Here is a 24,622-nt window from a genome sequence, read left to right as displayed (position 1 = left end):
GGTTCGCTGGCCTGCCGGTTTTATACCATCGCGCAGGCGCGAACACCAGCCGGCCCGCGCCCGTGCGTACTGACAGTACGGCGGGCATGGTCTAGAATCCAGCGACTGTGTCAAACTACGACATACTGCGATGAAATCAGACTGGAAGACCTTTCTCGCCGCTGCCGGCGCCGAGTTCGACGCGGAACGGATTGCCCACTACGGCAATCCCGAACAGGAGCGGGAAGTGGCGCTCAGCGGACTGGTGTTCGCGGACCTCGAATACCAGGGCGTCATCGCCGTGCATGGCGACGACGCCGCGACTTTCCTGCAGTCCCAGCTCAGCAACGATATCCGCACGCTGGAACCCGGACGCAGCCAGCTGAGCGCGTTCTGCACGCCGAAGGGCCGCATGCTCGGATTGATGCGCATCTTCCGCAGCGACGACGGCTACTACCTGCGGCTGCCGGCTGACACGCTGGAGGCCGTGCTGCAACGCCTGCGCATGTACGTACTGCGCGCCAACGTCAGCCTGGAGGACGCCACCGACAACTTCCTGCGCATCGGCGTCAGCGGTACGGATGCCGCCAGCGAGCTCGGCGCCATCGCGGGCGCCTGTCCCGACACGGTCAACGGCGTGGTTCAGTCCGGTGCGCTGACCATCATCCGGGTGCCCGGCCCGGGCCCGCGCTACGAGGTCTATGCCACTGCGCTGCAAGCGGCGCGCGCGCTGTGGGATGCGCTCAACGTGCGCGGCGCGCCGGTTGGCGAAACGGCATGGCGCCTGCTCGAGATCCGTGCCGGCCTGCCGGCCGTGTTCGCACCCAACAGCGAGGAGTTCGTGCCGCAGATGGCCAATCTGCAGCTGGTCGACGGCGTCAGCTTCAAGAAGGGCTGCTACCCCGGCCAGGAGATCGTCGCGCGCATGCAGTATCTCGGCACCCTCAAGCGGCGCATGTATCTCGGCCGCATCGCGCAGGATACCCCGGCACCACCCGGCGCCCTCCTGTATTCGGCCACGGACGCCACCCAGCCGGTCGGCCGGATCGTCGATGCCCAACCGCATCCCGATGCCGGGCTGCTGGCGCTCGCCGTGTTGCAGATCCATGCCGCCGAGGCGGACGCTGTCTTTCTCGGCAGCAGCGACGGCCCGGCATTCGCGATCCAGCCGCTGCCCTATCCCTTCCCGCCCGATCAGTCGGATTGAACCCCTATCGCCGCACGATTGTCGTACCCCCGAGTTCGCCAATCATCCTGCGGAGTGAAGACTATGAACATGACCGGAATACTGTCCGTGGCCGGGCTGCTGGCCATTGCCACCTTGGCCGCAGCGCGATACGGCATGGGCGCCCAGGCCGAGACCGCGGCTGCGGCGCCGCCGAGCCGGGCGGAATTGCAGGGCAGTTACAGCAAGCCGTCAGATGCGGAACTGCGTGCCAGGCTCACCCCGCTGCAATACGAGGTCACCCAAAAGGAGGCCACCGAGCGCGCCTTCCACAACACGTACTGGGACAACAAGGCCCCGGGCATCTATGTCGATGTCGTCTCGGGTGAGCCGCTGTTCAGTTCTACCGACAAGTTCAAGTCCGGCACCGGCTGGCCCAGTTTCACCCGGCCGATCGCCGCGGATGCGTTGACCGAACACAGCGACACCAAGTTTTTCATGAAACGCACCGAGCTCAAGAGCCGCCTGGCGGGTTCCCACCTCGGCCACGTGTTCAACGACGGGCCACAACCCACCGGTCTGCGCTACTGCATCAACTCGGCCTCTCTGCGCTTCATCCCCAAGGACAAGCTCGCGGAGGAAGGCTACGGGGAATACCTGCAGCTGTTCGATAATGAGTAGAAGCGGACCGGACCCGCGAACGAATACCGCCGTAGCGCACGCATCCCTGCGCTCCTACAGCAATAGGCACCCTCGTGGCAGCGCGGCGCCTGCGTAACGCTGTTACCCGTACACTGCCCGCGCGGCCTCGACGGCGACACCGGAGTTGATCGGGGCCTTCATGCCGGTGAGCACGGCGTCCAGCGCGCCCAGGCAGAACAGCACATTGGTTTGCGTGCTGGCATAGCCCATCAGACCGATGCGCCAGATCTTGCCGGCCATGGCACCGAGCCCGGCACCGATTTCGAGGTTGTATTCGTTGAGCAGCGCGCTACGCACCGCGGCCTCGTCGACGCCCGCGGGAATGGACACCGCGTTCAGCTGCGGCAGGCGCTGGTCTTTCGGCACGACGAATTCCAGCCCCATTGCCTCGAAACCGGCGCGCAGCGCCTCGTGGTTGCGGCGGTGGCGGTTCCAGGAATTCTCGATACCTTCCTCCTGCAGGATCACCAGCGCCTCGTGCAGCGCGTAGAGTGTGTTGACCGGCGCGGTGTGATGATAGGTGCGCTTGCCGCCGCCACCCCAGTAGCCGAGGACCAGGTTCAGGTCGAGGAACCAGCTCTGCACCTTGGTCTTGCGCGAGGTGATGGCCTCGACGGCGCGCTTGCTGAAGGTGACCGGCGACAGGCCGGGGACACAGGACAGGCACTTCTGGGTGCCGGAGTACACCGCGTCCAGCGCCCAATCGTCCACCAACAGGGGCGAGCCGGCGAGCGAGGTCACGGTGTCGGCGATCACCAGGCAGCCGTGTTCGTGCGCCAGCCGCGCCAGGGTCTGTGCATCGGAGATCGCACCGGTGGAGGTCTCGGCATGCACGAATGCCAGGATCTTCGCATCCGGATTGGCCTTGAGCGCGGCCTCGACCTTCTCCGGATCGACCGCGGTGCCCCAGGTATCCTCCACCATCACGGCGGTGCCGCCGCAGCGCTCGACGTTCTCCTTCATGCGCCCGCCGAAGACGCCGTTCTGGCAGACGACGACCTTGTCGCCGGGTTCCACCAGGTTCACGAAGCACATCTCCATGCCCGCCGAGCCCGGCGCGGAGACCGGCATGGTCAGCGCGTTCTGCGTGCGGAAGGCATAACGCAGCAGTTCCTTCATCTCGTCCATCATCGTGACGAACACCGGGTCCAGGTGGCCCAGGGTCGGGCGCGACATGGCCTCGAGGATGCGCGGATTGACGGTGGAGGGGCCCGGCCCCATCAGGGTGCGGACCGGCGGGTGGAAGGACTTGGTGCTCATGTGAGGCCTCTGCTTGCTGTTCCTGGTCGGGATGAAAAGCTCAAGGCCGGCATTCTAGCATTAACCCTGCGCAGCCCGTACACCCACGCCTGCATAGCACGCGCGCCCTGAACATGCCCTGCAGGCGCGTCCGCAAGCGCGGACTTTCCATCCCGGATTGCGCGGACGCGGCGGCACCTGCAGGACAGCAAGGTGGACAGCGGTGTTTGCTCCGAGTGAATCTCTCCCCATTTCCCGTCGGAACGCTGCGCGGAGTTGAATCCAGCGTTGCACCGACGCGGTCCGCTGTTACCGGACAGGGCGCCGCCGCCGATGACCTCAAGAATTAATGTTTTGATTTCAGACTGTAATGCAGACTATTTTGCGTTATTTCGCGGCAGACCGGCAATCCCGCTCAGCGATACAGGAAACAACGTACCGCGTGACCTGGGGCGCCGAAGTCGTCGGGATAGGCCGCGCTGCATGCCGGCATGGCCTCGGGGCAGCGCGGATGGAAATGACAGCCCGCGGGCGGCCGCGCCGGGGATGGCAGGTCGCCCGCCAGGCGAATGATCTCGCGTCGGGATTCGGTGTCCAGCGTCGGCACTGCCGACAGCAGCGCCCGGGTGTAGGGGTGACGCGGCCGCTCCAGCACCGCTGCAACCGGCCCTTCCTCGACGATACGGCCCAGATACATGACCGCCACCCGGTCGGCCAGGTAGGAGACCACCGAGAGGTTATGGGTGATGAACAGATAGGCCAGGCCGAGCCGGTCCTGGAGCGCCTTCAGCAGATTCAGGATCTGCGCCTGCACGGACACGTCCAGGGCGCTGGTCGGCTCGTCGCAGATCACCAGCCGGGGATCGACGGCAAGCGCGCGCGCGATACAGATGCGCTGGCGCTGACCGCCGGAGAATTCGTGCGGATAGCGCTGCATGTGCTCGGGGGACAGCCCGACCTGCTCGAACAGCGCCGCCACCCGCGTCTGCCGCTCGGCGCGGTTCTTGCCGATGCCCTGCGCCAGCATGCCCTCCTCCACGATGTCACCGACCAGCATGCGCGGGTTCATCGAGGAATACGGGTCCTGAAAGATGAACTGGAAATCGGCGCGGCGCCGGCGCAGCGCGGCCCCGCGCAGCGTGGTCAGCTCGGTGCCATCGAAGCGCACCTGACCGCCGGTCGGGCGGAGCAGCTGCAGGATGCCCTTGCCGGCCGTGGTCTTGCCGCAGCCGGACTCGCCGACCAGTGCCAGCGTGGTGCCGCGCGGGATCGCGAGCGACACGCCGTCCACGGCGTAGACATGCCCGGCCACGCGTTTGAACACGCCCCGGTGGATGGGGAAATGCACCTTCAGGTCGTGCACCTCGAGCAGCACATCCCCTTGATCCCGATTCCCCGCGCGGATCTGCGGCGCGGATGCCGTCCCGGCCGCAGCCACGGGCGCCTGGATGGCGGGATCTACGCGATGACAGCGCGCGTGCTGCCGTGCCGAGACCGTGTTCCAGCCCGGCACATGGCCGGCGCAATAATCCCAGCCGACGTCGCAGCGCTCGGCAAAGCGGCAGCCGGCGAAGCGCCGGTTCAGCGGCGGCACCGTGCCGCGGATGGTGGCCAGCGCGCGGCTGCGCTTGTGCACGTCGGGCAGCGACTCGAACAGCTTGCGGCTGTAGGGATGGGCCGGGGCGGTGTAGAAAAGATCGCGCGCGGCCTCCTCGACCAGCTGGCCGGCGTACATCACGGCCACCCGGTCGGCCATGTCGGCGACGATACCCAGGTCGTGGGTGATGAGCAGGATCGCCATGTGCAGCTCCTGCTGCAGCTGTTGCAGGAGTTCCAGCACCTGGGCCTGGATGGTGACATCCAGCGCCGTGGTCGGTTCGTCGGCGATCAGGAGATCGGGTTTGCCGGCCAGCGCGATTGAGATCATCACGCGTTGCTTCATGCCGCCGGATAGCTGGTGCGGATACTCGTCGATGCGGCGCCGTGCATCGGGAATACCCACCGCGTCCAGCAGTTCCAGCACGCGCACGCGCGCGGCACGACCACGCAGGCCGAAGTGCTGCGCCAGCACCTCGCCGATCTGATCGCCGACGCTGAGCACCGGGTTCAGCGAGGTCATCGGTTCCTGGAAGATCATGGAAATGCGCCGGCCGCGGACACCGCGCATCGCCGCCTCCGGCAGCGCGGTGAGATCCTCGTCGCCGAGCCAGACATGGCCGCCGGTGATACGCCCGATCGGCTGCGGCAGCAGGCGCAGGATGGACAGCGCGGTCATGGACTTGCCGCAACCGGATTCGCCGAGCAGCGCGAAGGTCTCGCCGCGCTTGATGGTCAGGCTGACACCGTCGACCGGGCGGATCGCGCCCGCACCGCTGCCCAGCTGCACGGTCAGATCCTCGATTCTCAATAACGGCTCGGACATCGTGGCGTTTGCTCCTGTCGGCCCGGGATCAGCGCTCGCGCAGGCGCGGATCGAAGGCATCGCGTACGGCATCGGAAAACAGGTTCGCGGCCAGCACCAGTGCGAACATGAAGAGAAAGGCGGAGAGCAGCGACCACCATACGACCGGCTCGCGAGCCATCTCCATGCGTGCGCCGTTGATCATGTTACCCCAGCTGTTCATGGTCGGGTCCACGCCGACGCCGACGTAGGACAGCACCGCCTCGGCCAGGACCAGGCCGCTGAAATCCAGCACCACCGTGATCAGCACGATGTGCATCACGTTGGGCAGGATATGCCGTGTGATGATGCGCGCATGCGCCACGCCGAATGCGGCCGCGGCCTGGATGTATTCCGCCTCGCGCAGTTTGAGCGACTCCCCGCGCAGCAGCCGGCACAGGCCGGTCCAGCTGGTGATGCCGAGGATGATGCACAGGAACAGCAAGCGGATGTCCGCCCGTTCCACCGTCGTCTCGAAATACTCGGGATGGTTGGCCATGTACACCTGCAGCATGAGGATCGCCGCGGCGATCAGCAGGACGTGCGGAATGGAATTGAGCGTCGTGTAGATGTACTGCACCAGGTCGTCGACCCAGCCGCGCGCATAGCCGGCCACGATCCCCATGAAAATGGCGAACGGCAGCATGACGAGCGTGGTCAGGGTGCCGATCAGCAGGCCGGTGCGGATACTCTTCAGCGACTGGTACAGCACGTCCTGGCCGACCTTGTCCGTGCCCAGCACGTGATAGGCGCCGGCCAGGTTGACGGCCAGCAGCAGGAGCAGCAGCAGCAGCGTGAACGCCGCCAGCACCGTGCGCCAGGGTTGTGCCCCGCGACCGGCCAGGATGCGCCCGGCCATGACCCGCGGCGGAATGCCGTGACGGCGCCCCAGCCAGGCCGCCAGCAGCCCCAGCAGCAGGACCGCGGCGGCGGCGGCACCGGCCACCGCGTGCAGGCAGCGCCGCAGGATATCAGCGCCCTTGTCCAGGCCGGCCGCGGCGAGGTGGGCACCGCCATACTGCAGCGGCGGATACTCCCGCAACTGGGTGCCGTCGGGGCGCTCCACCGTCTCTTTCGCATACAGGTGCGTGGCGAAGGGGGCCGAATAGGTCTTCTCGACCTGGGTCCGGAGCGGGCCGGCCAGCACGTCCAGCACACTCAGCACGTCCACGGCATAGTGCACCTCGCCGCCCGCGCCGTTGCCGGCCAGCGGCAGACGGAAATGGATCGAGTCGAGCAAGCCGACGAGCACGAACGCCAGCAGCACCACGGCGGATGCCGCCGCGATGCGGCCGGAGAACACCCGCCGCCAGGGTGTCGCGAGGTGCGGCTTGCGCCGGGCGTAGAGAATGAACACGAGCACCACGAACGTGAGCAGGAATACCAGCGCGTCGGTCCACAGGATTACCGGCATGATCATGTCAGGCGCACCCTGGGATCGACGATGGTATAGGTGATGTCCACCAGTACCAGGCCGAGGATATAGAGCACCGAGCCGAGGAACACCATGACGCGCACGATGGCGAAATCCTGGTTGTTGATGGCGTCGATGGTGTAGCTGCCGAGCCCGGGTATGGCGAAGAACGATTCGGTGAGCAGGCTGCCCATGAACAGCAGCGGCAGGATGACCACCACGCCGGTGACGATGGGGATGAGGGCGTTGCGCAGGATGTGCCGGAACAACACCAGCAGCTCGGACAGTCCCTTTGCGCGCGCGGTGCGGATATAGTCCTTGCCGGCCTCCTCCAGGAAAAAGGTGCGGTACCAGCGGGAGCCGGAGCCGATGCCACTGACCACGCCGATGATCACCGGCAGCACGATGAACTTGAGCGCATCCAGCCCGTCGGCAAAGCCCGAGATCGGCATCAGCCGGAACAGCTTGGCCAGCAGGAACTGCCCGCCGATGATATAGAACATGCCGGAGATGGACATCAGTACCACGCACAGGATCACGCCGGAGGTATCTAGGTAGGTGCCGCGGAAGAACGCCATCAACAGGGCGAAGGTGATGTTCACCAGCAATCCGAGCAACAGCGCCGGGATGGCGATGGCAAGGCTCGGCAGCATGCGCTGGCGGATGTCGTGGCTGATGTCGCGCCCGTCATCCGAGGTGCCGAAGTCGAACGCGAACAGCCGCACCGATTTCTCGAAGAAGATGGTGTCGGTGAAGCGCGCCAGCCCGCCGGCGTCCGGATGCAGCAGCAGCGGTTTATCGTAACCGTGGCTCGCCTTCCATTTCTGGATCGCCTCCGCTGTCACGTGCTTCATGCCCAGGTGCATACGCGCCATGTCGTCCGGCGAATTGACCACGAAGAACAAGTAGAACGTGAGGACGTTGATCCCGATCAGGATGGGGATGGCATAGAGCGCACGGCGCACGATGTAGGCGAACATCAGCCGACCTCCCGCCAGGCCGGTCGGCGCTGATGGCGCCGGTAACCGAGCCAGGCCGGCAGCACGACCAGCAACAGCAGCGCGGCAAGCACGTATAGCGGCCAGACGACCGGCCGGTTCCATTCGGCCTGCAGGCGCGCACGCAGCTGCGGATTGATGCGCCGGTACTTGAGTGCGTTGTTTGCCATCAGGTTGGGCTTGGCATTCAGGTACCAGGCATGATGCAGCGAGAACTGCTTGGGGAAATAGCCCCAGGCCCAGGGGGCGTCCTGGCAGGCGATTGCCTGCATGCGTGCAATGAGTTCCGCGCGTTCCGGCGTGTTGTCCATGTTCTTGACCCGGTCGAACAGCCGGTCGAATTCCGGGTTGCTGTAGTTGGCGGCATTCTCGCCGTTCTTGCCGACCTTGCTGTTCGGTCCGTAGAGCAGGAACAGGAAGTTTTCCGGATCGGGGTAGTCCGCGTTCCAGCCCCACTGGAAGATCTGTGCCGTGCCCTTCTGCATCTTGTCCTGGAATCGGTTGTAGTCGGTACCGCGAATGACCAGCTGCAGGTTGAGTTTGGCGAACTGCTTGACCAGCCAGTCCAGCTGCGCCTTGGCGTCCGGACCGGTCGCGGCGGTGTCGAAGTTCAGCACCAGCGGCTTGCCGGTGTTGATATCGCGCCCGTCGGGGTAGCCGGCCTCGGCCAGCAGGCGTCGCGCCGCCTCGATGGACTTGCGCCGGGGGCCCTGCGGCGTGATGTCATAGACCAGTGTGTTGATCCCGGCCGCCCCCCCGACATGGCCGAAGATGCCCGGCGGGATCATGCCGTGTGCCGGAATGCGGCCGTTCAGGAAGATCGAGATGAATTCCTCGAAATCGATCGCGATGGAGATTGCCTGGCGCAGCTTGCGCGCGCGTTCGCTGTCGCCGCCGACCACCGGATCCTGCATGTTGAAGCCGGTGTAGAAGATCGAGGTAGACACCGCGGTATTGAGCCTGATGCCCTTGGCCTGCATGGCCGGGGTCAGGCTGACATCACCGCCGGCACCGATGCTGATCGCCTGGTCGAAGCTGTCCGAGGAAATGCCCGATGCATCGTAGTAGCCCTGCAGGAACTTGCTCCAGTACGGGATATCCTCCTTCTCCAGGCTGAACACGATGCGATCGATGAACGGCAGCGCCTTGCCGGCATCGTCGAGCAGCCCTGCCGCCGCGTCACCGGGCGCGCCAGCCGTCGGATAGCGCTCGCCATGAAAGTTCGGGTTGCGTTCCATCACCATCTGCCGGTTGGGATTGTTGACCGTCAGCATGTAGGGCCCGGTGCCGACCGGGTACCAGTCGAGCGTGATGTTGCGCGCCTGCAGACCGGGTTGCGCGTAGAAGGCGTCAACCTCGGGCGGTACCGGCGCGAAGAACGGCATCGCCAGCCAGTACAGCAGCTGCGGATACTTGCCCTTGAGAGTGATGCGATAACGGTAGTGGTCCAGCACCTCGGCGCCGGCGAGCGGATACTGTGACAAGTCGAGCCACGCCGCTGCGCCCGCCGCCGCCGTCAACCGGGCCCGCGCCGCCTCCAAGGTTCGCGCGTATTCGCCGAGGCCGACGATATAGTCGCTCATCAGGCCGAGGATCGGTGAATGCAGGGCCGGATGCGCAAGGCGCTTGATCTGGTAGACGTAGTCTGCGGCGACGAGTTCGCGCGTGCCCTGCTGCGGGAAATCCGCCAGCGTGTAGATGCCCTCCAGTTGCCGCGCGTCGAGCGCATGATACAGCGGCGCACCGCCGGCATCCGTCGCGAACGCCGGGTGTGGCTGATAGCGGATGCCGGGCTCGATATCGATATCGTAATAGCTGAAGGCGATCGCCTCGGCCGGGGCGTCATCCGGTAACGGCCGGTGCTCTGCATCGAGGTAATGCGCTGCCGGCACCTGCGTGGCCGTCAGCGGGATGAGCTCGTAGGGTCGCCGCAGGTAATGGTACTGTAACGGCGGCTCGTAGATCTGGCCGGTGAAGGTCACCTCGTTGGAACTGTATGACTGCGCCGGATCGAGGTGTTTGGGGCGTTCCTGAAACGAGGAAAAGAGGATGTTGGCGGCGGCTTCCGCGGCTGGATAGGGACGGTTCCAGGGTTGCCCGTCGCAGGCGGCGAGCAGCAAGCCGCACAGGATGCCGGCCACGCCCGCCAGCACCTGTCTGCATAGCCGTATCTTGCCCACCTGTCCGGGGTCCTTGCGCATGGGCCGCCATTATAAGGGCCGCCCGGCGTGGATTCATGCATTTGATGCACTTCAACTGGCGCTGGTTTTCCGGTAACGTATCGTCCCTGCCAGCGGGTGAGACGGCCCGCGACTGTCCGTATCTCCATCACATCAGTGGGAAATTGCCATGGGATTCTTGAGCGGGAAACGCGCACTCATCGTGGGCCTGGCCAGCAACCGGTCGATCGCCTGGGGTATCGCGCAGGCCATGCAGCGCGAGGGCGCCGAGTTGGCGTTCAGCTACCCGAGCGACAAGATGCGCGAACGGGTCGTGAAGCTGGCGACCGAAGCCGGTGCGGACATCGTGCTGCCGTGCGACGTCAGCAGTGACGCGCAGATTACCGCGCTGTTCGACGAACTCGGCAAGCGCTGGGACGGTCTCGACATCATCGTGCACTCGGTCGCTTTCGCGCCAGCCGACCAGCTGGCCGGCGACTTCCTCGAATGCGTCACGCGCGAGGGTTTCGCGATCGCGCATGACATCAGTTCGTACAGTTTCGCGGCCCTGGCCAAGGCCGGCTACCCGCTGCTGCAGGGCCGCAACGGCGCCCTGCTCACGCTGAGCTACCTCGGTGCGGTGCAGACCATCCCGAACTACAACGTCATGGGCCTGGCCAAGGCGAGCCTCGAGGCCAACGTGCGTTACCTCGCACAGAGCCTGGGTCCGAAAGGGATACGTGTTAACGGTATCTCCGCCGGCCCGATCCGGACCCTGGCCGCCTCCGGCATAGGCAACTTCCGCAAGCTCCTGGATACCTTCGCGCACACCGCACCGCTGCGCCGCAACGTCACCATCGAGGACGTCGGCAACACCGCCGCCTTCCTCTGCTCGGACCTGGCCGCCGGCATCACCGGCGAGATCACCTACGTGGACGGCGGCTACAGCATCGTCGGCATGGCGCCACTCAGCGAGAGCGACTGAGCGGCGGCGCAGCCAGGATGCCCGGCTCGCCCTCGAGGCGGCCGATCACGACCGCGCCACAGGAATCGCTGAACACGTTGACGCTGGTTCGGCACATGTCCAGCACCCGGTCCACCGCCAGGATCAGTCCCACGGCCTCGACCGGCAGGCCGATCGAAGCAAGGATGATCGAGATGGCCACCAGGCTGGCCGCCGGGATGCCGGCCACGCCGATGGAGGTCAGCAGCGCGACCAGCACGACCGTGAACTGGGTGGCGAATCCGAGTTCGATGCCGTAGGCCTGCGCGATGAACATTGCGGCAACGCATTCGTACAGCGCCGTGCCGTCCATGTTGACCGTCGCCCCCAGCGGCAGCACGAAGCTGGTGACGCGGTTCGACACCCCGGCGCGCCGCTCGACGCAGTCCATGGTGATGGGCAGGGTTGCCGAGGACGAGGCGGTGGAGAAGGCCGTCAGCAGGGCCGGTGTCATCGCCTGGAAATGGCGCTGCGGCTGCACCCGCGCGACCAGCCGCAGCAGCAGCGGCAAGGTCACCAGCAGGTGCACGGCGAGCGCCGCCAGCACGGTGAAAAAGAAAGCCAGCAGCGGCACGACGGCGGCGAAGCCGGTCGTGGCCACCACCTTCGCGACCAGCGCGAACACGCCGACCGGCGCGAACAGCATCACCCAGTCGGTGATTCTCATCATGACCGCGAACACCCCGCGCCAGAAGTCGCGCAGCACCTGGGCCTGCGCGCCGTCGATCCGGGTCATGAAATAGCCGAACAACAGGCTGAAAAAGATCAGGCCCAGCATCTGGCCATCGGCGGCGGCGGCAACGACGTTGGTCGGAATCATGCGCAGCAGGATGCCGACAACGTCGCCGGCGCCCTGCGCGCCGACCTGCGCGGCGATGGCCGCCGTGTCTGCATCCGACTGCGGAATGATTTCGTGCGCGGGCTGGCCGTCGATGATGCCGGGCGCCACCAGGTTCACCGCGCCCAGACCGACGAGTATCGCCAGCAGGCTGGTACTGAGGTAATACAGCAGGGTTTTCAGGCCGAGGCGGCGCATGACCGCTCCCCCACCCATGCCGGCCACGCCGGTTATGATGGAGGAGATGATGAGCGGCACGATGAGCATCTTCAGGGCATTCATGAACATGCTGCCCAGGAAGTCGAAGACATCCACCAGCAGGATGCCGAACAGCGCGCCGTCGGCGCCGGAGAGTCGGCCGGCAACCACGGCCAGCGCGAGAGCCACCAGGATTTGCCAGTGCAGCTTCAGCGTTGTGCCCTCCGTTGCCGCTGCCTGCGACGCGCTAGCGCCCGCAGCGGAAGATCGCGGCAGACGCGGACCGTGCCCGCGAACCTAGAGCTCCTCTTCCCGCGGGATGTGGATGCTCGCCTGCGTCCTGAGCCGGTCGAGTACCAGCTGCAGTTCCGCACTGCCATCGATCTGGCCGAGCTCGCGCCGGGCCTGCTTGCGGGCTGCCTCCGGCAGCGCGTCGTAATCACCCGGTTTCACTTCCTGCAGCGCGACCAGGACGTAGTCGCCGCTGGCGAGCATCCTGCCGGCGAAGACTGCCTTGTCGTCGTGCGGCGGGGCCATGCTGAAGGCGAGTCCAACCAGTTCCCGTGCAGGCTGCTCAGCATTGCGCTGCAGCAGATCGGTGGATTCCACCTGTAGCGACCGGGCAGCGGCGGTAGCTTCCAGACTGCTCTTGCCGCTCTCGACCTCTGCCAGCAGCGCAGCGCCCTGCTCCTCGAGCAGCCGTCGCGCCTTGTCCGCACGCGCCGCCTCGGTGACACGCTCGCGCACGCTGTCCAGCGTCATTTGCTCGGCTGGCTGGTGTTCCAGTATGCGCAGCACGACGACATGATCGTCGCCGATCTCGATCGCCGGACTGTTGTTGCCCTGTTCGAGCACGTCCGGGTTGAAGATGGCTTCGCGCACGTCGGGATCCGCAGCGATTCCGCTGCCGTTGTCGCGCTCGATCCAGTCCGATTCGGCGATCTTGAGGCCCAGTGCATCGGCGGCACCCTGCAGCGAGTCCGGCTGCTCAAAGGCCAGGTTCGAGAGGGTCTCGGACCGGTCGTAGAACAGTTCACCGCGTTCCTTGTCCTGCAGCTGCGCGACCAGCTCGTCGCGAACCGCTGCCAGCGGGGTCACGACCTCGGGCCGCACTTCCAGCAATTCGATGATGTGGAACCCGAACGGCGTCTGCACCGGCTGACTGACCGCGCCGACCTGCATGCCGAACACCGCATTCTCGAATTCCGGGGTCATGAGTCCCTTGCCGAAGAAACCCAGGTCGCCACCGGTCGGTGCCGAGGCCGGGTCATCCGATTCCGCCTTGGCGATCGACTCGAAGGATTCGCCGGCGGCCAGCCGCGTCGCAATGGCCTCCGCCTTGGCGCGTGCGGCCGCGACGGACGCATCGGACTGGTCCTTGGCCTGTATCAGGATGTGACGGGCATGACGCTGTTCGGGTATCACATACTTGTCGCGCTGCTCGTCGTACAGCGCTTTGACCTGTTCCTCGTCGACCGCGCCGTCGGGACTGATGTCGGCCGCGTTCAGCTCGACGTAGGCGATCCTGACGCGTTCGGGACGCATGAAATCGGCCGTATGGGCAGTGTAATAGTCGGAAATCTCCTGCTCGGATACCGTGGCCTGATCGGCGACCAGTGCGGCCGGCAGCTGCAGATATTTGAAACGGCGCTGTTGCGCCTGCAGCTCGTAGGCCGCACGCAGTTCCCGCTCGGTGCCGGTGGCGGTCAGCAGGATGCCCGACTTGAGCTGGTTCGCCGCGAGTTCCCGCCGCAGGCTCGCCTCGAAATCATGGGGCGAGAATCCCTGATAGCGCAGCACCTGGAGGTAGCGGTCCTTGGAAAAGGCACCGTCCTTCTGGAAATTCTCGATTCCCTTGATACGCCCGGCGATCTGCTGCTCGCTGGTGTCGAACCCGGCATCCGCCGCTGCCTGCATGACCAGTTCGTCGCTGACGAGCTTGTTGATGGTGCCCTCGCGGATGAGCTTCTCGTCGATCCGGGCCGGATCGAATGCGGCGCCGAGCGCCTGCTGCAGGTTAGACATGACGAGGTTGCGCGCATTCTGGTACTGGCGCGGCGATATCTCGACATCGTTGATCTTGGCCACGTAGGTGACCGCGCTGGATTGCAGGTAGGAGTGCAGGCCGAAGAATGCGAAGGCGATGAACAGGATGCCGAGCACGATCCAGCCCAGGAAGCCCATCACCTTTTCACGAATGGCAAGTAGCATGGTCAGCCCCTGAATTTCAGAACGGTATTATTATGCGGTGCGAATAAAGAAAGGGCACCCATACGGGCGCCCTGTTCTGGTCATATGGCGGAGTGGACGGGACTCGAACCCGCGACCCCCGGCGTGACAGGCCGGTATTCTAACCAGCTGAACTACCACTCCTGATCCTTGGTGGGTGCTGAGGGGATCGAACCCCCGACATTCGCCTTGTAAGGGCGACGCTCTACCAGCTGAGCTAAGCACCCGAAGGCGCGCTAGTTTACGGCATCCTTAAAGGCTTTGCCAGCCTTGAAACCGGGTGATTTCGAGGCCTTGATCTGGATCGTTTCGCCAGTCTGCGGATTACGGCCCGAGCGCGCGGCACGCTCACGCACCGAGAAGATGCCGAAGCCGGCAATATTGACCTGATCACCGCCAGCAAGCGCACTCACGATATTTTCCAGGACGGCATCCAGAGCGCCTGCCGCATCGTTGCGGGACAGACCGGCTGAACTGGCGACGGCATCGATCAATTCTGATTTGTTCATATTAAATCCCTGAATCTGGTTGTGGTTAAGACGACCCAGCTGCCGGAGGCGGTCGCATCCGGACGGCATTCCTGCCGGTGGATGCGAACAGTACCAGAACCGGGTTGCCGGGTGCAAAATCGCCGCTGGCCACAGCGGCAGCCAGCGGCGAACAGGTACTTACGTGACGCTCAGTGCGCCGTCAGGTTTTTCACCTTACCCTTCGGCTTCGTGCTCTTGCGCGACTCGGTCTTGCCCTCGGCCTCGGGCAAGGGGGTGGGCTGGTGTGTCAGGGCCACCTCGAGCACCTCGTCGATCCAGCGTACCGGCCGGATATCCAGCCGGTCCTTGACGTTGCGCGGTATCTCGGCGAGGTCCTTGCGGTTCTCCTCCGGGATGAGCACGATCGAGATACCGCCGCGATGCGCCGCGAGCAGCTTCTCTTTCAGGCCCCCGATCGGCAATACCTCCCCGCGCAGCGTGATCTCGCCGGTCATGGCCACATCGGCCCGTACCGGGATATCGGTCAGGGCGGACACCAGGGCGGTGCACATGCCTACGCCGGCGCTGGGACCGTCTTTCGGCGTGGCACCTTCCGGCACATGGATGTGCATGTCGAATTTCTGATAGAACTCCGGATCGATGCCGAGCGCCGCGGAGCGGCTGCGCACCACGGTCATGGCCGCATGGATCGACTCCTGCATCACGTCACCCAGCTGCCCGGTGTGGATCATCTTGCCCTTGCCGGGGACGATGGCGGATTCGATGGTGAGCAACTCGCCGCCGACTTCCGTCCAGGCCAGGCCGGTCACCTGGCCGACCTGGTCGTTCTCCTCGGCGCGGCCATAGCGGAAACGCTTGACCCCCAGATATTTCTCCAGGTTCTTCGGCGTGATCGAGACCTTCTTGCCCTTTTCATGCAGCACCATCTCCTTCACCACCTTGCGGCAGACCTTGGAGATCTCGCGCTCGAGATTGCGCACGCCCGCCTCGCGCGTGTAGAAGCGCACGATATCGCGCAGCGCCTGTTCGCTAATCGTGATTTCGTCCTGCTTCAGGCCGCAGTTCTCGATCTGCTTCGGCAACAGGTAGCGCATGGCGATGTTGATCTTCTCGTCCTCGGTGTAGCCCGGGATGCGGATCACCTCCATACGGTCGAGCAGCGGCGCCGGAATGTTCATGGTGTTCGCCGTGGCGACGAACATCACGTCCGACAGGTCGAAATCGACCTCCAGGTAATGATCGGCGAAGGTGTTGTTCTGCTCCGGGTCCAGCACCTCCAGCAGGGCCGACGAGGGATCGCCGCGGAAGTCCATTGACATCTTGTCCATCTCGTCGAGCAGGAACAGCGGATTGCGGACGCCCATCTTGGACAGGTTCTGGACGATCTTGCCCGGCAGGGAGCCGATGTAGGTGCGGCGGTGGCCGCGGATCTCGGCCTCGTCACGCACACCGCCCAGCGACATGCGGGTGAACTTGCGTCCCGTGGCGCGGGCAATGGAGCGTCCCAGCGAGGTCTTGCCCACGCCGGGCGGACCGACCAGGCACAGAATCGGGCCTTTCAGCTTCTTGACGCGCTGCTGCACGGCCAGGTATTCGAGGATGCGTTCCTTGACCTTTTCCAGGCCATAGTGATCCTCTTCCAGGATGCTTTCCGCTGCGGCCAGGTCGTGCCGGATCTTGCTGCGCTTCTTCCACGGCACGCTGACCAGCCAGTCGATATAGTTCCTGACCACCGTCGCCTCCGCGGACATGGGCGACATCATCTTGAGCTTGTTGAGCTCGGTGGCGGCCTTCGCCCGCGCCTCCTTGCTCATGCCGGCCTTGACGATCTTCTGTTCCAGTTCCTCGACCTCGTTCGGCGTGTCCTCCATATCGCCGAGCTCCTTCTGGATCGCCTTCATTTGCTCGTTCAGGTAGTACTCGCGCTGGCTCTTTTCCATCTGCTGCTTGACGCGGCCGCGGATGCGCTTCTCGATCTGCATGATGTCGATCTCGCCCTCGATCAGCACCATCAGGCGTTCAAGCCGGGCCCGGCTGCTGTTGATCTCGAGAATCTTCTGCTTTTCCTCGAGCTTGAGCGACATGTGCGCGGCGATGGTATCCGCCAGGCGCCCCGGCTCCTCGATGCCGGACAGCGAAGTCAGGATTTCCGGCGGCACCTTCTTGTTCAGTTTCACGTACTGGTCGAACATGGCCAGCAGCGAACGGGTCAGTATCTCCAGCTCCTTCTCGTTGTCGTCGCCCTCCGGCGCCATGACCTCGACATGCGCGGTGAAGAAGGCATCGGTCGTATCGTAGCCGGTGATGCGTACCCGCTCGGCACCCTCGACCAGCACCTTCACGGTACCGTCAGGCAGCTTCAGGAGCTGCAGGATGGTGGAGAGCGTCCCGATCTCGTGGATGTCGGAGATCTCGGGGTCATCGATTTCGGCATTCTTCTGTGCAACCAGCAGGATCTTCTTGTCCTCTTGCATTGCGGTATCCAGCGCATTGATCGATTTCTCGCGCCCGACGAACAGGGGGATGACCATGTGCGGGTAAACAACCACATCCCTCAGGGGCAAGACGGGTACCGCTTTCGAGGTCTGATCTGTCATATAGTTTCCGTCCGTATGTGAATTCAGTGAATTGAGCCAATGCCGCTTCGACTGCCTGGCCGAACTGCCGGCCAGATGTGTAACCTTCCCGCCAGAGTCCGGATCGCGAGCACCGCGTGCCCATGCCCCTGAAATGGGGACGAACCGCGGAACATCAACCGGTGGTTAATTGACAGGTAGTTACTATACAGCAAGGAATATGCCAGCTGTTCCGAAAACCCGGTGAACGGGTAACCCCTTATTTCAGATAAGGATGTCTGCTATTCGGAGACAGCGATGGCGTCTGGAGTGTCAAAAATCATGTATGGCTTGGAGCCGCCAACGATGACATTCTCGTCGATGACCACTTTTCTGACATTATCCAGGGACGGCAGGTCGTACATGGTGTCCAGCAGCACCTGCTCGAGGATGGTGCGCAGACCGCGCGCGCCCGTCTTGCGCTCCATGGCCTTGCGTGCCACCGACCGCAGGGCTTCCTCGCGGAACTCAAGCTCGCAGCCTTCCATATCGAACAGCTTCTCGTACTGCTTGGTGAGCGCGTTTTTCGGCTCGGTCAGGATCTGGATCAGCGCCTCTTCGTCGAGTTCCTCGAGCGTGGCGACCACGGGCAGGCGTCCGACGAACTCGGGAATGAGACCGTACTTGATCAGGTCTTCCGGCTCCACGTCGTAGAGAATCTCGCCGACGTTGAGTTTCTCGTCCTTGCTCTTCACCTCGGCCGAGAAGCCGATACCACCCTTCTCGGAACGGCCGCGGATGATCTTGTCGAGCCCGGCAAAGGCACCGCCGACGATGAACAGGATGTTGGAGGTGTTCACCTGCAGGAATTCCTGCTGCGGATGCTTCCTGCCACCCTGGGGCGGCACCGAGGCGATGGTGCCCTCGATCAGTTTCAGCAGCGCCTGCTGCACGCCCTCGCCCGATACGTCGCGCGTGATGGAAGGATTGTCCGACTTGCGCGAGATCTTGTCGATCTCGTCGATGTAGACAATGCCGGTCTGGGCCTTCTCCACATCGTAGTCGCACTTCTGCAGCAGCTTCTGGATGATGTTCTCGACGTCCTCGCCGACATAACCCGCTTCGGTGAGCGTGGTCGCATCCGCGATGGTGAACGGCACGTCGAGAAAACGAGCCAGGGTTTCCGCCAGCAGGGTCTTGCCGGAACCGGTGGGGCCAATCAGCAGGATGTTGCTCTTGGACAGCTCGACGTCGTCCTTCCGCGTCTTGGCCTCGAGCCGCTTGTAATGGTTGTACACGGCGACCGAGAGGACCTTCTTCGCGCGGTACTGGCCAATGACGTACTCGTTAAGAACGTCATTGATCTCGTGGGGCTTGGGTAGTTTCTCGGCGCCGGCGCCGTTCTTCTCCTGCATCTCCTCGCGGATGATGTCGTTACAGAGCTCGACGCACTCGTCACAGACGAACACCGAGGGGCCGGCAATGAGTTTGCGCACTTCATGCTGGCTCTTGCCGCAGAACGAGCAGTAGAGCAGTTTTCCATCCTCGCCCTTGCCGTTACGATCGTTGCTCATGTCAAGCCCTCACGGTTATCAACACTTACACCATACTTTAGTTTTTAACACTAAAGGTCATCGCCGTTCAACTCCCTTGAACGCGAATACTCACTTTATCTAACAGATAAATAAGGGTTTCTGCGAATCGGGTCGATTCGTGCGGGGACGGCCAGGCGGGCTTTACAGGGACTTGCCCGCCCGTCACGGCTTGTCTTTGCCGGCTGCGGCCGGCCGGTGCTCGAGGATCTGGTCGATCAGACCGTATTCCCTGGCGGCCGCGGCGCCCATGAAATTGTCCCGATCGGTGTCCTTCTGGATACGCTCCAGCGACTGTCCGGTGTGCCGGGCCAGGATCTGGTTCAGACGCTCGCGGATATGCAGGATTTCCTTGGTGTGGATCTCGATGTCGGTGGCCTGGCCCTGGAATCCGCCCAGCGGCTGGTGAATCATCACCCGCGAGTGCGGCAGACAGAAGCGTTTGCCCTTGGCGCCGCCGGCGAGCAGCAGCGCGCCCATGCTGGCGGCCTGGCCGATGCACATGGTGCTGACATCCGCCTTGATGAACTGCATGGTGTCGTAGATCGCCAGCCCCGCAGTCACGGATCCGCCCGGTGAGTTGATGTAGAGGTGGATATCCTTGTCCGGGTTTTCCGACTCGAGGAACAGCAACTGCGCGACAATGACGTTCGCCATGTAGTCCTCGACCGGACCGACCATGAAGACCACGCGCTCCTTCAGGAGGCGCGAGTAGATGTCGTAGGACCGCTCGCCGCGCGCGGTCTGCTCGACCACGATGGGGACCAGATTCAGTGCCTGTATATCGTTAGCCTTACTCATGTTTTTCATATCGGTTCGGGGTTACTTTCCTTGAGTCTGACGGGCTTCATCGACGAGTTCGCTGAATGACATGGATTTGTCCTCAACCTTGACGCCGGCGTGCTCGATGATCCAGTCCACGACCTGCTCCTCGATCACGCTGGACTGGACACCGTGCAGCATTTCCTGGTTGGCATAATACCACTGAACGACCTCCTCCGGCTTTTCATAGGATCCGGCAATGGTCTCTATCGTGGCCCGCACCCGTTCGGCGTCGAGCTGGATGTTCTGCTGCCGGGCGATCTCCGAGACGATCACGCCCAGCTTGACGCGCTTGGCGGCGAGTTCCGCCAGTTCGTCCGCGGGACGCTGCCGGTAGCTCGCCTGCGCCTGCAGCGCCTTCACCTCCTCGGTGACCAGCTGGCGCGGCGCATCTACCGGATTGTGATCCAGCAGTTTCTCGAACACCTGTGACTTGAGCTTGGAGCCGACCAGCCCCCGCAGTTCCCGCTGCATGTTGCGGGTTACCTCGGTCCTTAGTGCCTCGATGCCGCCGCTGGCGATGCCATAGGCGCTGGCCAGATCATCGTCGAGCGCGGGCAGTACCGGTTCCGCCACCGATTTCACCCTGACCTGGAAGCTCGCCGGCTTGCCCGCGAGAGCGGCTGCGGGGTAATCCGCGGGGAAGGTGATGGCAAGCGTTTTCTCCGCACCGGCTGCCAGCCCTTCGAGCTGTTCTTCGAAGCCCTTGATCATGCTGCCGGATCCCAGTACCAGCGGCATGTCACTGGCCGTGTTGCCGGCGAAGGCTTCGCCGTTGATACTGCCCTCGAAATCGATCACCACCTGATCGCCGGCGCGTGCTACGCGCTCGACCACCTGCCAATCCGCCCGTTGCCGGCGCAGGTTGTCGAGCATGCCGTTGATGTCGTCCGCGCCGATCTCCACCACCGGCCGGACCACGGTGAAGGCGTAGTTCAGCTGTCCCTGGAGTTCGGGAAAGACCTCGAAGGTTGCCACGTATTCGAGCGGCTCGCCCGGGCGCGTGTTCGTTGCCTCTATACTCGGAATGCCGGCCGGCCGGATACTGTTCTGTATGAGCGCCTCCTGCAGGGTGGAACTCATCATTTTCTCGATGATTTCCAATCGCACCTGGCGGCCGTATTTCTGCTCGAGTACCCGCATCGGCGCCTTGCCCGGACGGAAGCCGTCCAGACGCGCCGTCCGCGACATGGTCTGCAGGCGTGAGCGTACTTCCTGTTCGATGCGTTCCGCCGGCACCTGAACCGTGACGCGCCGCGCCAGCCCGCCGGTATTTTCTACAGAGACTTCCATGCATTCACCTCGTACTATTCGCTATTGTCGTGGCTGCCGGCCCTGGATGCGCGCATGCCGGCAGCTGGATGTCTGGTGCGAAAGGAGAGACTCGAACTCTCACGGGTTGCCCCACTGGTACCTAAAACCAGCGCGTCTACCAATTCCGCCACTCTCGCAACACGCCTCCCCTACCGTACCGGCATGTTACCTAAATTTTCCCTGAATGATAATGATTTATATGTCTTTTTCAGGGTGGCCGGCGGCGGCGGCGGACGTGCCGACGCCATGCCAGCCTGGATAAAAAAACCCGTGCTGGGCACGGGCATGTCTGGTGGGCCGTGTAGGAATCGAACCTACAACCAATGGATTAAGAGTCCACTGCTCTACCAATTGAGCTAACGGCCCGAAGAGGCGGTATTGGACCACAGGGTCTGAAGGGGATCAAGCGATGCGGGATCCGGTGCTGAAATGGGGTGGACGATGGGACTCGAACCCACGACGACTGGAATCACAATCCAGGGCTCTACCAACTGAGCTACGTCCACCATTAATAGAAACATCCGCCACCGCAGACACCCGCACCCGGTCCGAATGTGGCGCGCCCGGCAGGAATCGAACCTGCAACCGCCGGCTTAGAAGGCCGGTGCTCTATCCTGTTGAGCTACGGGCGCAGGTCGCAACATGCCGTGATGCCCGCTCCTCGTGCTGGTTTGGTCGGGGTAGAGAGATTCGAACTCCCGACATCCTGCTCCCAAAGCAGGCGCGCTACCAGGCTGCGCTATACCCCGATGCAGAACAGGTTCTTGGTCACCCTGCAGAGCCAAGCGATGATACGTGCTGCCCCTGCAGGGGTCAACAAGCCGGCCCGCGCGCGCCGACAGCGCCGCGCGTTCCGTCTGCGGACGGGCTGCGGCTTGTCCCGCCCCGGTACGCGTGCGAGAATTCCGCGCTGCCCCCACTCCTTGCAAGCGCCACAGCATGACCGCGAAACTGATCGACGGCAAAGCCATAGCCGCCCGGGTGAAGGAATCCGTCAAGCAGCGCATCGACACGCGCCGGCTCAACCGGGAGCGGATTCCCGGCCTGGCGGTGATCCTGGTCGGCCACAACCCGGCATCCGAGATCTACGTGCGCAACAAGCGCAAGTCCTGCGATGCAGCGGGTCTGCTCTCGCATTCCTACGATCTGCCCCAAGACACCCCGGAACGGGAACTGCTCGCACTGATCGACCGGCTCAACGAGGATCCCAGTATCGACGGCATCCTGGTGCAGTTTCCGCTGCCCGAGCACATCAACCCGGACCTGGTGACCGAACGCATCGTGCCGGACAAGGACGTGGACGGCTTCCATCCCTACAACATCGGTCGCCTGGCCCTGCGGCGGCCCTCGCTGCGCTCCTGCACGCCGCGCGGTGTCATCACGCTGCTGGAGCATACCGGCGAGCCGTTCTATGGCCGTGAGGCGGTCGTGGTGGGCGCCTCCAACATCGTCGGTCGCCCCATGAGCCTGGAATTGCTGCTGGCCGGCTGCACGGTCACCACCTGTCACCGCTTCACCCGCGATCTGCCCGCACACGTGGCACGCGCCGACATCCTGGTGGTGGCCGTGGGCAAGCCGGGTTTGGTGGCCGGTGAATGGGTCAAGCCGGGCGCGACCGTGATCGACGTCGGCATCAACCGCCAGCCGGACGGCACGCTGGTCGGCGATATCGGCTTCGCCGCCGCCCGCGAACGGGCCGCCTGGATCACCCCCGTACCGGGCGGTGTGGGCCCGATGACCGTGGCAACGCTGCTCGAGAACACCTTGTACGCAGCCGAGCACCTGCACGGCTGAGCCTGTCGTTCAGCTGCGCCGCCAGGTGGTACCCGCGGCCCCGTCCTCGAGCACGATCCCCTGCGCCTCCAGTTCGGTGCGGATGCGGTCGGCCTCCGCCCAATCCTTCGCCTTGCGGGCCGCGAGCCGTGCCGCGAGCAGCGCCTCGATCGCGTCGTCCGCGAGACCGCCGGTCGCGCCGGTCGCCTCCCGCAGGAAGACATCGGAATCCGCCTGCAACAGACCGAGCACGCCGGCGATTTGCCGCATGCAGCCGGCCAGTTGCTGCGCCCGCGCGCTGTCGGCGGCGCGCACGCGGTTGAGCTCGCGCGCCAGCTCGAACAGCACGGCAATCGCCTCCGGCGTGTTGAAATCATCATCCATGGCCCGGTTGAAGCTGTCGGCATAGGAGCGGCAGACGCCGTCGTCGGGCACGACTGGCGCCAGCCCGCGCAGGGCGGTATAGAGACGGGTGAGTGCCGCCCTGCTGTTGTCCAGGTTCTCCTGCGAATAATTGAGCGGGCTGCGGTAGTGGCTGGCGAGGATGAAATAGCGCACCTCCTCCGCCCGGTAGCGCTCGAGGATCTCGCGCACGGTGAAGAAGTTGCCGAGCGACTTGGACATCTTCTCGTCGTCGACGCGCACGAAACCGTTGTGCATCCAGTAATTCACGAACGGATGGCCGGTGGCGGCCTCCGGATTGGGCGATCTCGTTTTCGTGATGCGGAAATTTCAGATCCATGCCGCCGCCGTGAATGTCGAAATGATCCCCGAGATGGCGGGTGGACATGGCGGAACACTCGATGTGCCAGCCCGGCCGGCCCGCCCCCAGGGTGACTCCCAGCTCGGCTCGCCCGGTTTGGCGCGTTTCCAGAGCACGAAATCGAGCGGATCGCGCTTGGCCTCGTCGACCTCGATGCGCGCGCCTGCCTGCAGATCCTCGAGCTGCTTGCCGGACAGCCGGCCGTACTGCGGAAAGCTGCCGACCGCATAGTAGACATCGCCGTTCTCGCCCTGGTAGGCATGGCCCTTCGCCACCAGCGCGCCGATCATGGCGATGATGTCAGCCATTGCATCGGTGGCCTTCGGCTCCAGATCCGGGCGCGCGATGCCGAGCGCATCCGCGTCCTCGTGCATGATCCCGATAAAGCGCGCGGTCAGACCATGGAAATCCTCGCCGTTCTCGTTGGCGCGCCGGATGATCTTGTCGTCGATGTCGGTGATGTTACGCACGTAGGTCACGTCATAACCGCAGGCGCGCAGGTAGCGAGCCACCACGTCGAACACCACCATCACGCGCGCATGGCCGAGGTGACAGTAGTCGTACACGGTCATGCCGCAGACGTACATGCGCACCTTGCCCGCCTCGATCGGCTGGAAGGTCTCTTTCTGGCTGGTCAGGCTGTTATAGATTTTCAGCATGCCGGGATCCCGGGACGGCGCGCGCAACACCGTGCTCTCTTCGCTCCGGGCGGCCACCCCGGCTGGCCGGCCCGGGGCACCCGAGCGCGGCGGGCGGCAGATCGGCACCGGCACGGCGGTGCCGCCATCTTGTATTGAGTGCCAGAGCTTATATCATTGGCACTCCCGCACATCAACCGGAGCAGAAACATGAAACAGCTGTACGGCCTGTTGCTGGCGATCTGCGTCGGCCTCGTGCCGGCGGGAGCATACGCCCAGGAAACACCCACGCACACGAACCAAGAAGGAA

Annotated in this window: 15 protein-coding genes, 7 tRNA genes and 2 pseudogenes; 4 read left to right on the top strand and 20 right to left on the bottom strand. The window is 64.1% G+C overall.

The genetic code is table 11. The features are described 5' to 3' along the window. Positions 1–130: 130 nt before the first annotated feature. The gene (locus tag R3F42_00745; protein ID MEZ5540549.1) at positions 131–1,186 is read left to right on the top strand and encodes a folate-binding protein YgfZ; all 1,056 of its coding nucleotides are present in this window, start codon (positions 131–133) and stop codon (positions 1,184–1,186) included. Positions 1,187–1,366: 180 nt separating this feature from the next. Beyond that, positions 1,367–1,825: pseudogene (msrB, locus tag R3F42_00740) on the top strand (peptide-methionine (R)-S-oxide reductase MsrB). A gap of 102 nt (positions 1,826–1,927) precedes the next feature. On the opposite strand, the gene R3F42_00735 reads toward msrB, so the two are convergent. The 5 genes from R3F42_00735 to R3F42_00715 form a co-directional block, all read right to left on the bottom strand. Then, positions 1,928–3,106 (bottom strand): alanine--glyoxylate aminotransferase family protein, encoded by a 1,179-nt coding sequence (locus R3F42_00735; GenBank protein MEZ5540548.1) that lies wholly within the window; start codon positions 3,104–3,106, stop codon positions 1,928–1,930. Positions 3,107–3,500: 394 nt separating this feature from the next. Then, on the bottom strand, positions 3,501–5,507 hold the full coding sequence (locus R3F42_00730) for an ABC transporter ATP-binding protein (GenBank protein ID MEZ5540547.1): 2,007 nt from the start codon (positions 5,505–5,507) through the stop codon (positions 3,501–3,503). A 28-nt stretch (positions 5,508–5,535) separates the two neighbouring features. Continuing rightward, the gene (locus R3F42_00725) at positions 5,536–6,945 is read right to left on the bottom strand and encodes an ABC transporter permease (protein MEZ5540546.1); all 1,410 of its coding nucleotides are present in this window, start codon (positions 6,943–6,945) and stop codon (positions 5,536–5,538) included. Then, positions 6,942–7,919 (bottom strand): ABC transporter permease, encoded by a 978-nt coding sequence (locus R3F42_00720; protein ID MEZ5540545.1) that lies wholly within the window; start codon positions 7,917–7,919, stop codon positions 6,942–6,944. The genes R3F42_00725 and R3F42_00720 overlap by 4 nt, the downstream gene beginning before the upstream one ends. Continuing rightward, on the bottom strand, positions 7,919–10,138 hold the full coding sequence (locus tag R3F42_00715) for an ABC transporter substrate-binding protein (protein MEZ5540544.1): 2,220 nt from the start codon (positions 10,136–10,138) through the stop codon (positions 7,919–7,921). The genes R3F42_00720 and R3F42_00715 overlap by 1 nt, the downstream gene beginning before the upstream one ends. A gap of 148 nt (positions 10,139–10,286) precedes the next feature. Here R3F42_00715 and R3F42_00710 point away from each other — a divergent pair, with 148 nt between their 5' ends. Then, a complete protein-coding gene (locus R3F42_00710) occupies positions 10,287–11,081 on the top strand; it encodes an enoyl-ACP reductase (GenBank protein ID MEZ5540543.1) in 795 nt (264 codons plus the stop codon). On the opposite strand, the gene R3F42_00705 is transcribed toward R3F42_00710, so the two are convergent. The 14 genes from R3F42_00705 to R3F42_00640 all read right to left on the bottom strand — a co-directional run bounded on the left by R3F42_00705 (position 11,065) and on the right by R3F42_00640 (position 21,887). Continuing rightward, entirely contained in the window at positions 11,065–12,348 is a 1,284-nt protein-coding gene (locus tag R3F42_00705) for a dicarboxylate/amino acid:cation symporter (GenBank protein MEZ5540542.1), read from the bottom strand. The two genes, R3F42_00710 and R3F42_00705, sit on opposite strands and share 17 nt — an antisense overlap. 84 nt (positions 12,349–12,432) lie before the next feature. Then, positions 12,433–14,346, bottom strand: coding sequence for a SurA N-terminal domain-containing protein (locus tag R3F42_00700; protein MEZ5540541.1), 1,914 nt, complete (start codon positions 14,344–14,346; stop codon positions 12,433–12,435). An 85-nt stretch (positions 14,347–14,431) separates the two neighbouring features. Then, positions 14,432–14,508, bottom strand: a tRNA-Asp gene (locus R3F42_00695). Positions 14,509–14,515: 7 nt separating this feature from the next. Then, positions 14,516–14,591, bottom strand: a tRNA-Val gene (locus R3F42_00690). A 9-nt stretch (positions 14,592–14,600) separates the two neighbouring features. After that, positions 14,601–14,873 carry an HU family DNA-binding protein gene (locus tag R3F42_00685; protein MEZ5540540.1) on the bottom strand — a complete coding sequence of 91 codons (273 nt, stop codon included), beginning with the start codon at positions 14,871–14,873 and terminating at the stop codon, positions 14,601–14,603. 170 nt (positions 14,874–15,043) lie between these two features. Then, complete coding sequence (gene lon, locus R3F42_00680; GenBank protein MEZ5540539.1) at positions 15,044–17,452, bottom strand: endopeptidase La; 2,409 nt, start codon at positions 17,450–17,452, stop codon at positions 15,044–15,046. Positions 17,453–17,712: 260 nt separating this feature from the next. After that, the gene (gene clpX, locus R3F42_00675; GenBank protein MEZ5540538.1) at positions 17,713–18,984 is read right to left on the bottom strand and encodes an ATP-dependent Clp protease ATP-binding subunit ClpX; all 1,272 of its coding nucleotides are present in this window, start codon (positions 18,982–18,984) and stop codon (positions 17,713–17,715) included. 183 nt (positions 18,985–19,167) lie between these two features. Next, the gene (clpP, locus tag R3F42_00670) at positions 19,168–19,803 is read right to left on the bottom strand and encodes an ATP-dependent Clp endopeptidase proteolytic subunit ClpP (GenBank protein MEZ5540537.1); all 636 of its coding nucleotides are present in this window, start codon (positions 19,801–19,803) and stop codon (positions 19,168–19,170) included. 21 nt (positions 19,804–19,824) lie between these two features. Beyond that, positions 19,825–21,117, bottom strand: a complete 1,293-nt coding sequence (tig, locus tag R3F42_00665; protein ID MEZ5540536.1) for a trigger factor — start codon at positions 21,115–21,117, stop codon at positions 19,825–19,827. Between the two features lie 73 nt (positions 21,118–21,190). Beyond that, positions 21,191–21,275, bottom strand: a tRNA-Leu gene (locus R3F42_00660). A gap of 153 nt (positions 21,276–21,428) precedes the next feature. Further along, a tRNA-Lys gene (locus tag R3F42_00655) sits at positions 21,429–21,504 on the bottom strand. Between the two features lie 64 nt (positions 21,505–21,568). Next, positions 21,569–21,644 (bottom strand) — tRNA-His (locus R3F42_00650). A 49-nt stretch (positions 21,645–21,693) separates the two neighbouring features. Further along, positions 21,694–21,770 (bottom strand) — tRNA-Arg (locus R3F42_00645). Positions 21,771–21,810: 40 nt separating this feature from the next. After that, positions 21,811–21,887, bottom strand: a tRNA-Pro gene (locus tag R3F42_00640). A 190-nt stretch (positions 21,888–22,077) separates the two neighbouring features. Here R3F42_00640 and folD point away from each other — a divergent pair. After that, positions 22,078–22,932 (top strand): bifunctional methylenetetrahydrofolate dehydrogenase/methenyltetrahydrofolate cyclohydrolase FolD, encoded by an 855-nt coding sequence (gene folD / locus R3F42_00635; protein MEZ5540535.1) that lies wholly within the window; start codon positions 22,078–22,080, stop codon positions 22,930–22,932. Between the two features lie 9 nt (positions 22,933–22,941). On the opposite strand, the pseudogene cysS reads toward folD, so the two are convergent. Continuing rightward, a pseudogene (cysS, locus tag R3F42_00630) lies at positions 22,942–24,333 on the bottom strand (cysteine--tRNA ligase). Positions 24,334–24,622: the final 289 nt, after the last annotated feature.

Source organism: Pseudomonadota bacterium, assembly GCA_041395565.1.
Taxonomy (GTDB): domain Bacteria; phylum Pseudomonadota; class Gammaproteobacteria; order UBA9214; family UBA9214; genus UBA9214.
This window is presented reverse-complemented; position numbering and strand designations above follow the sequence as displayed.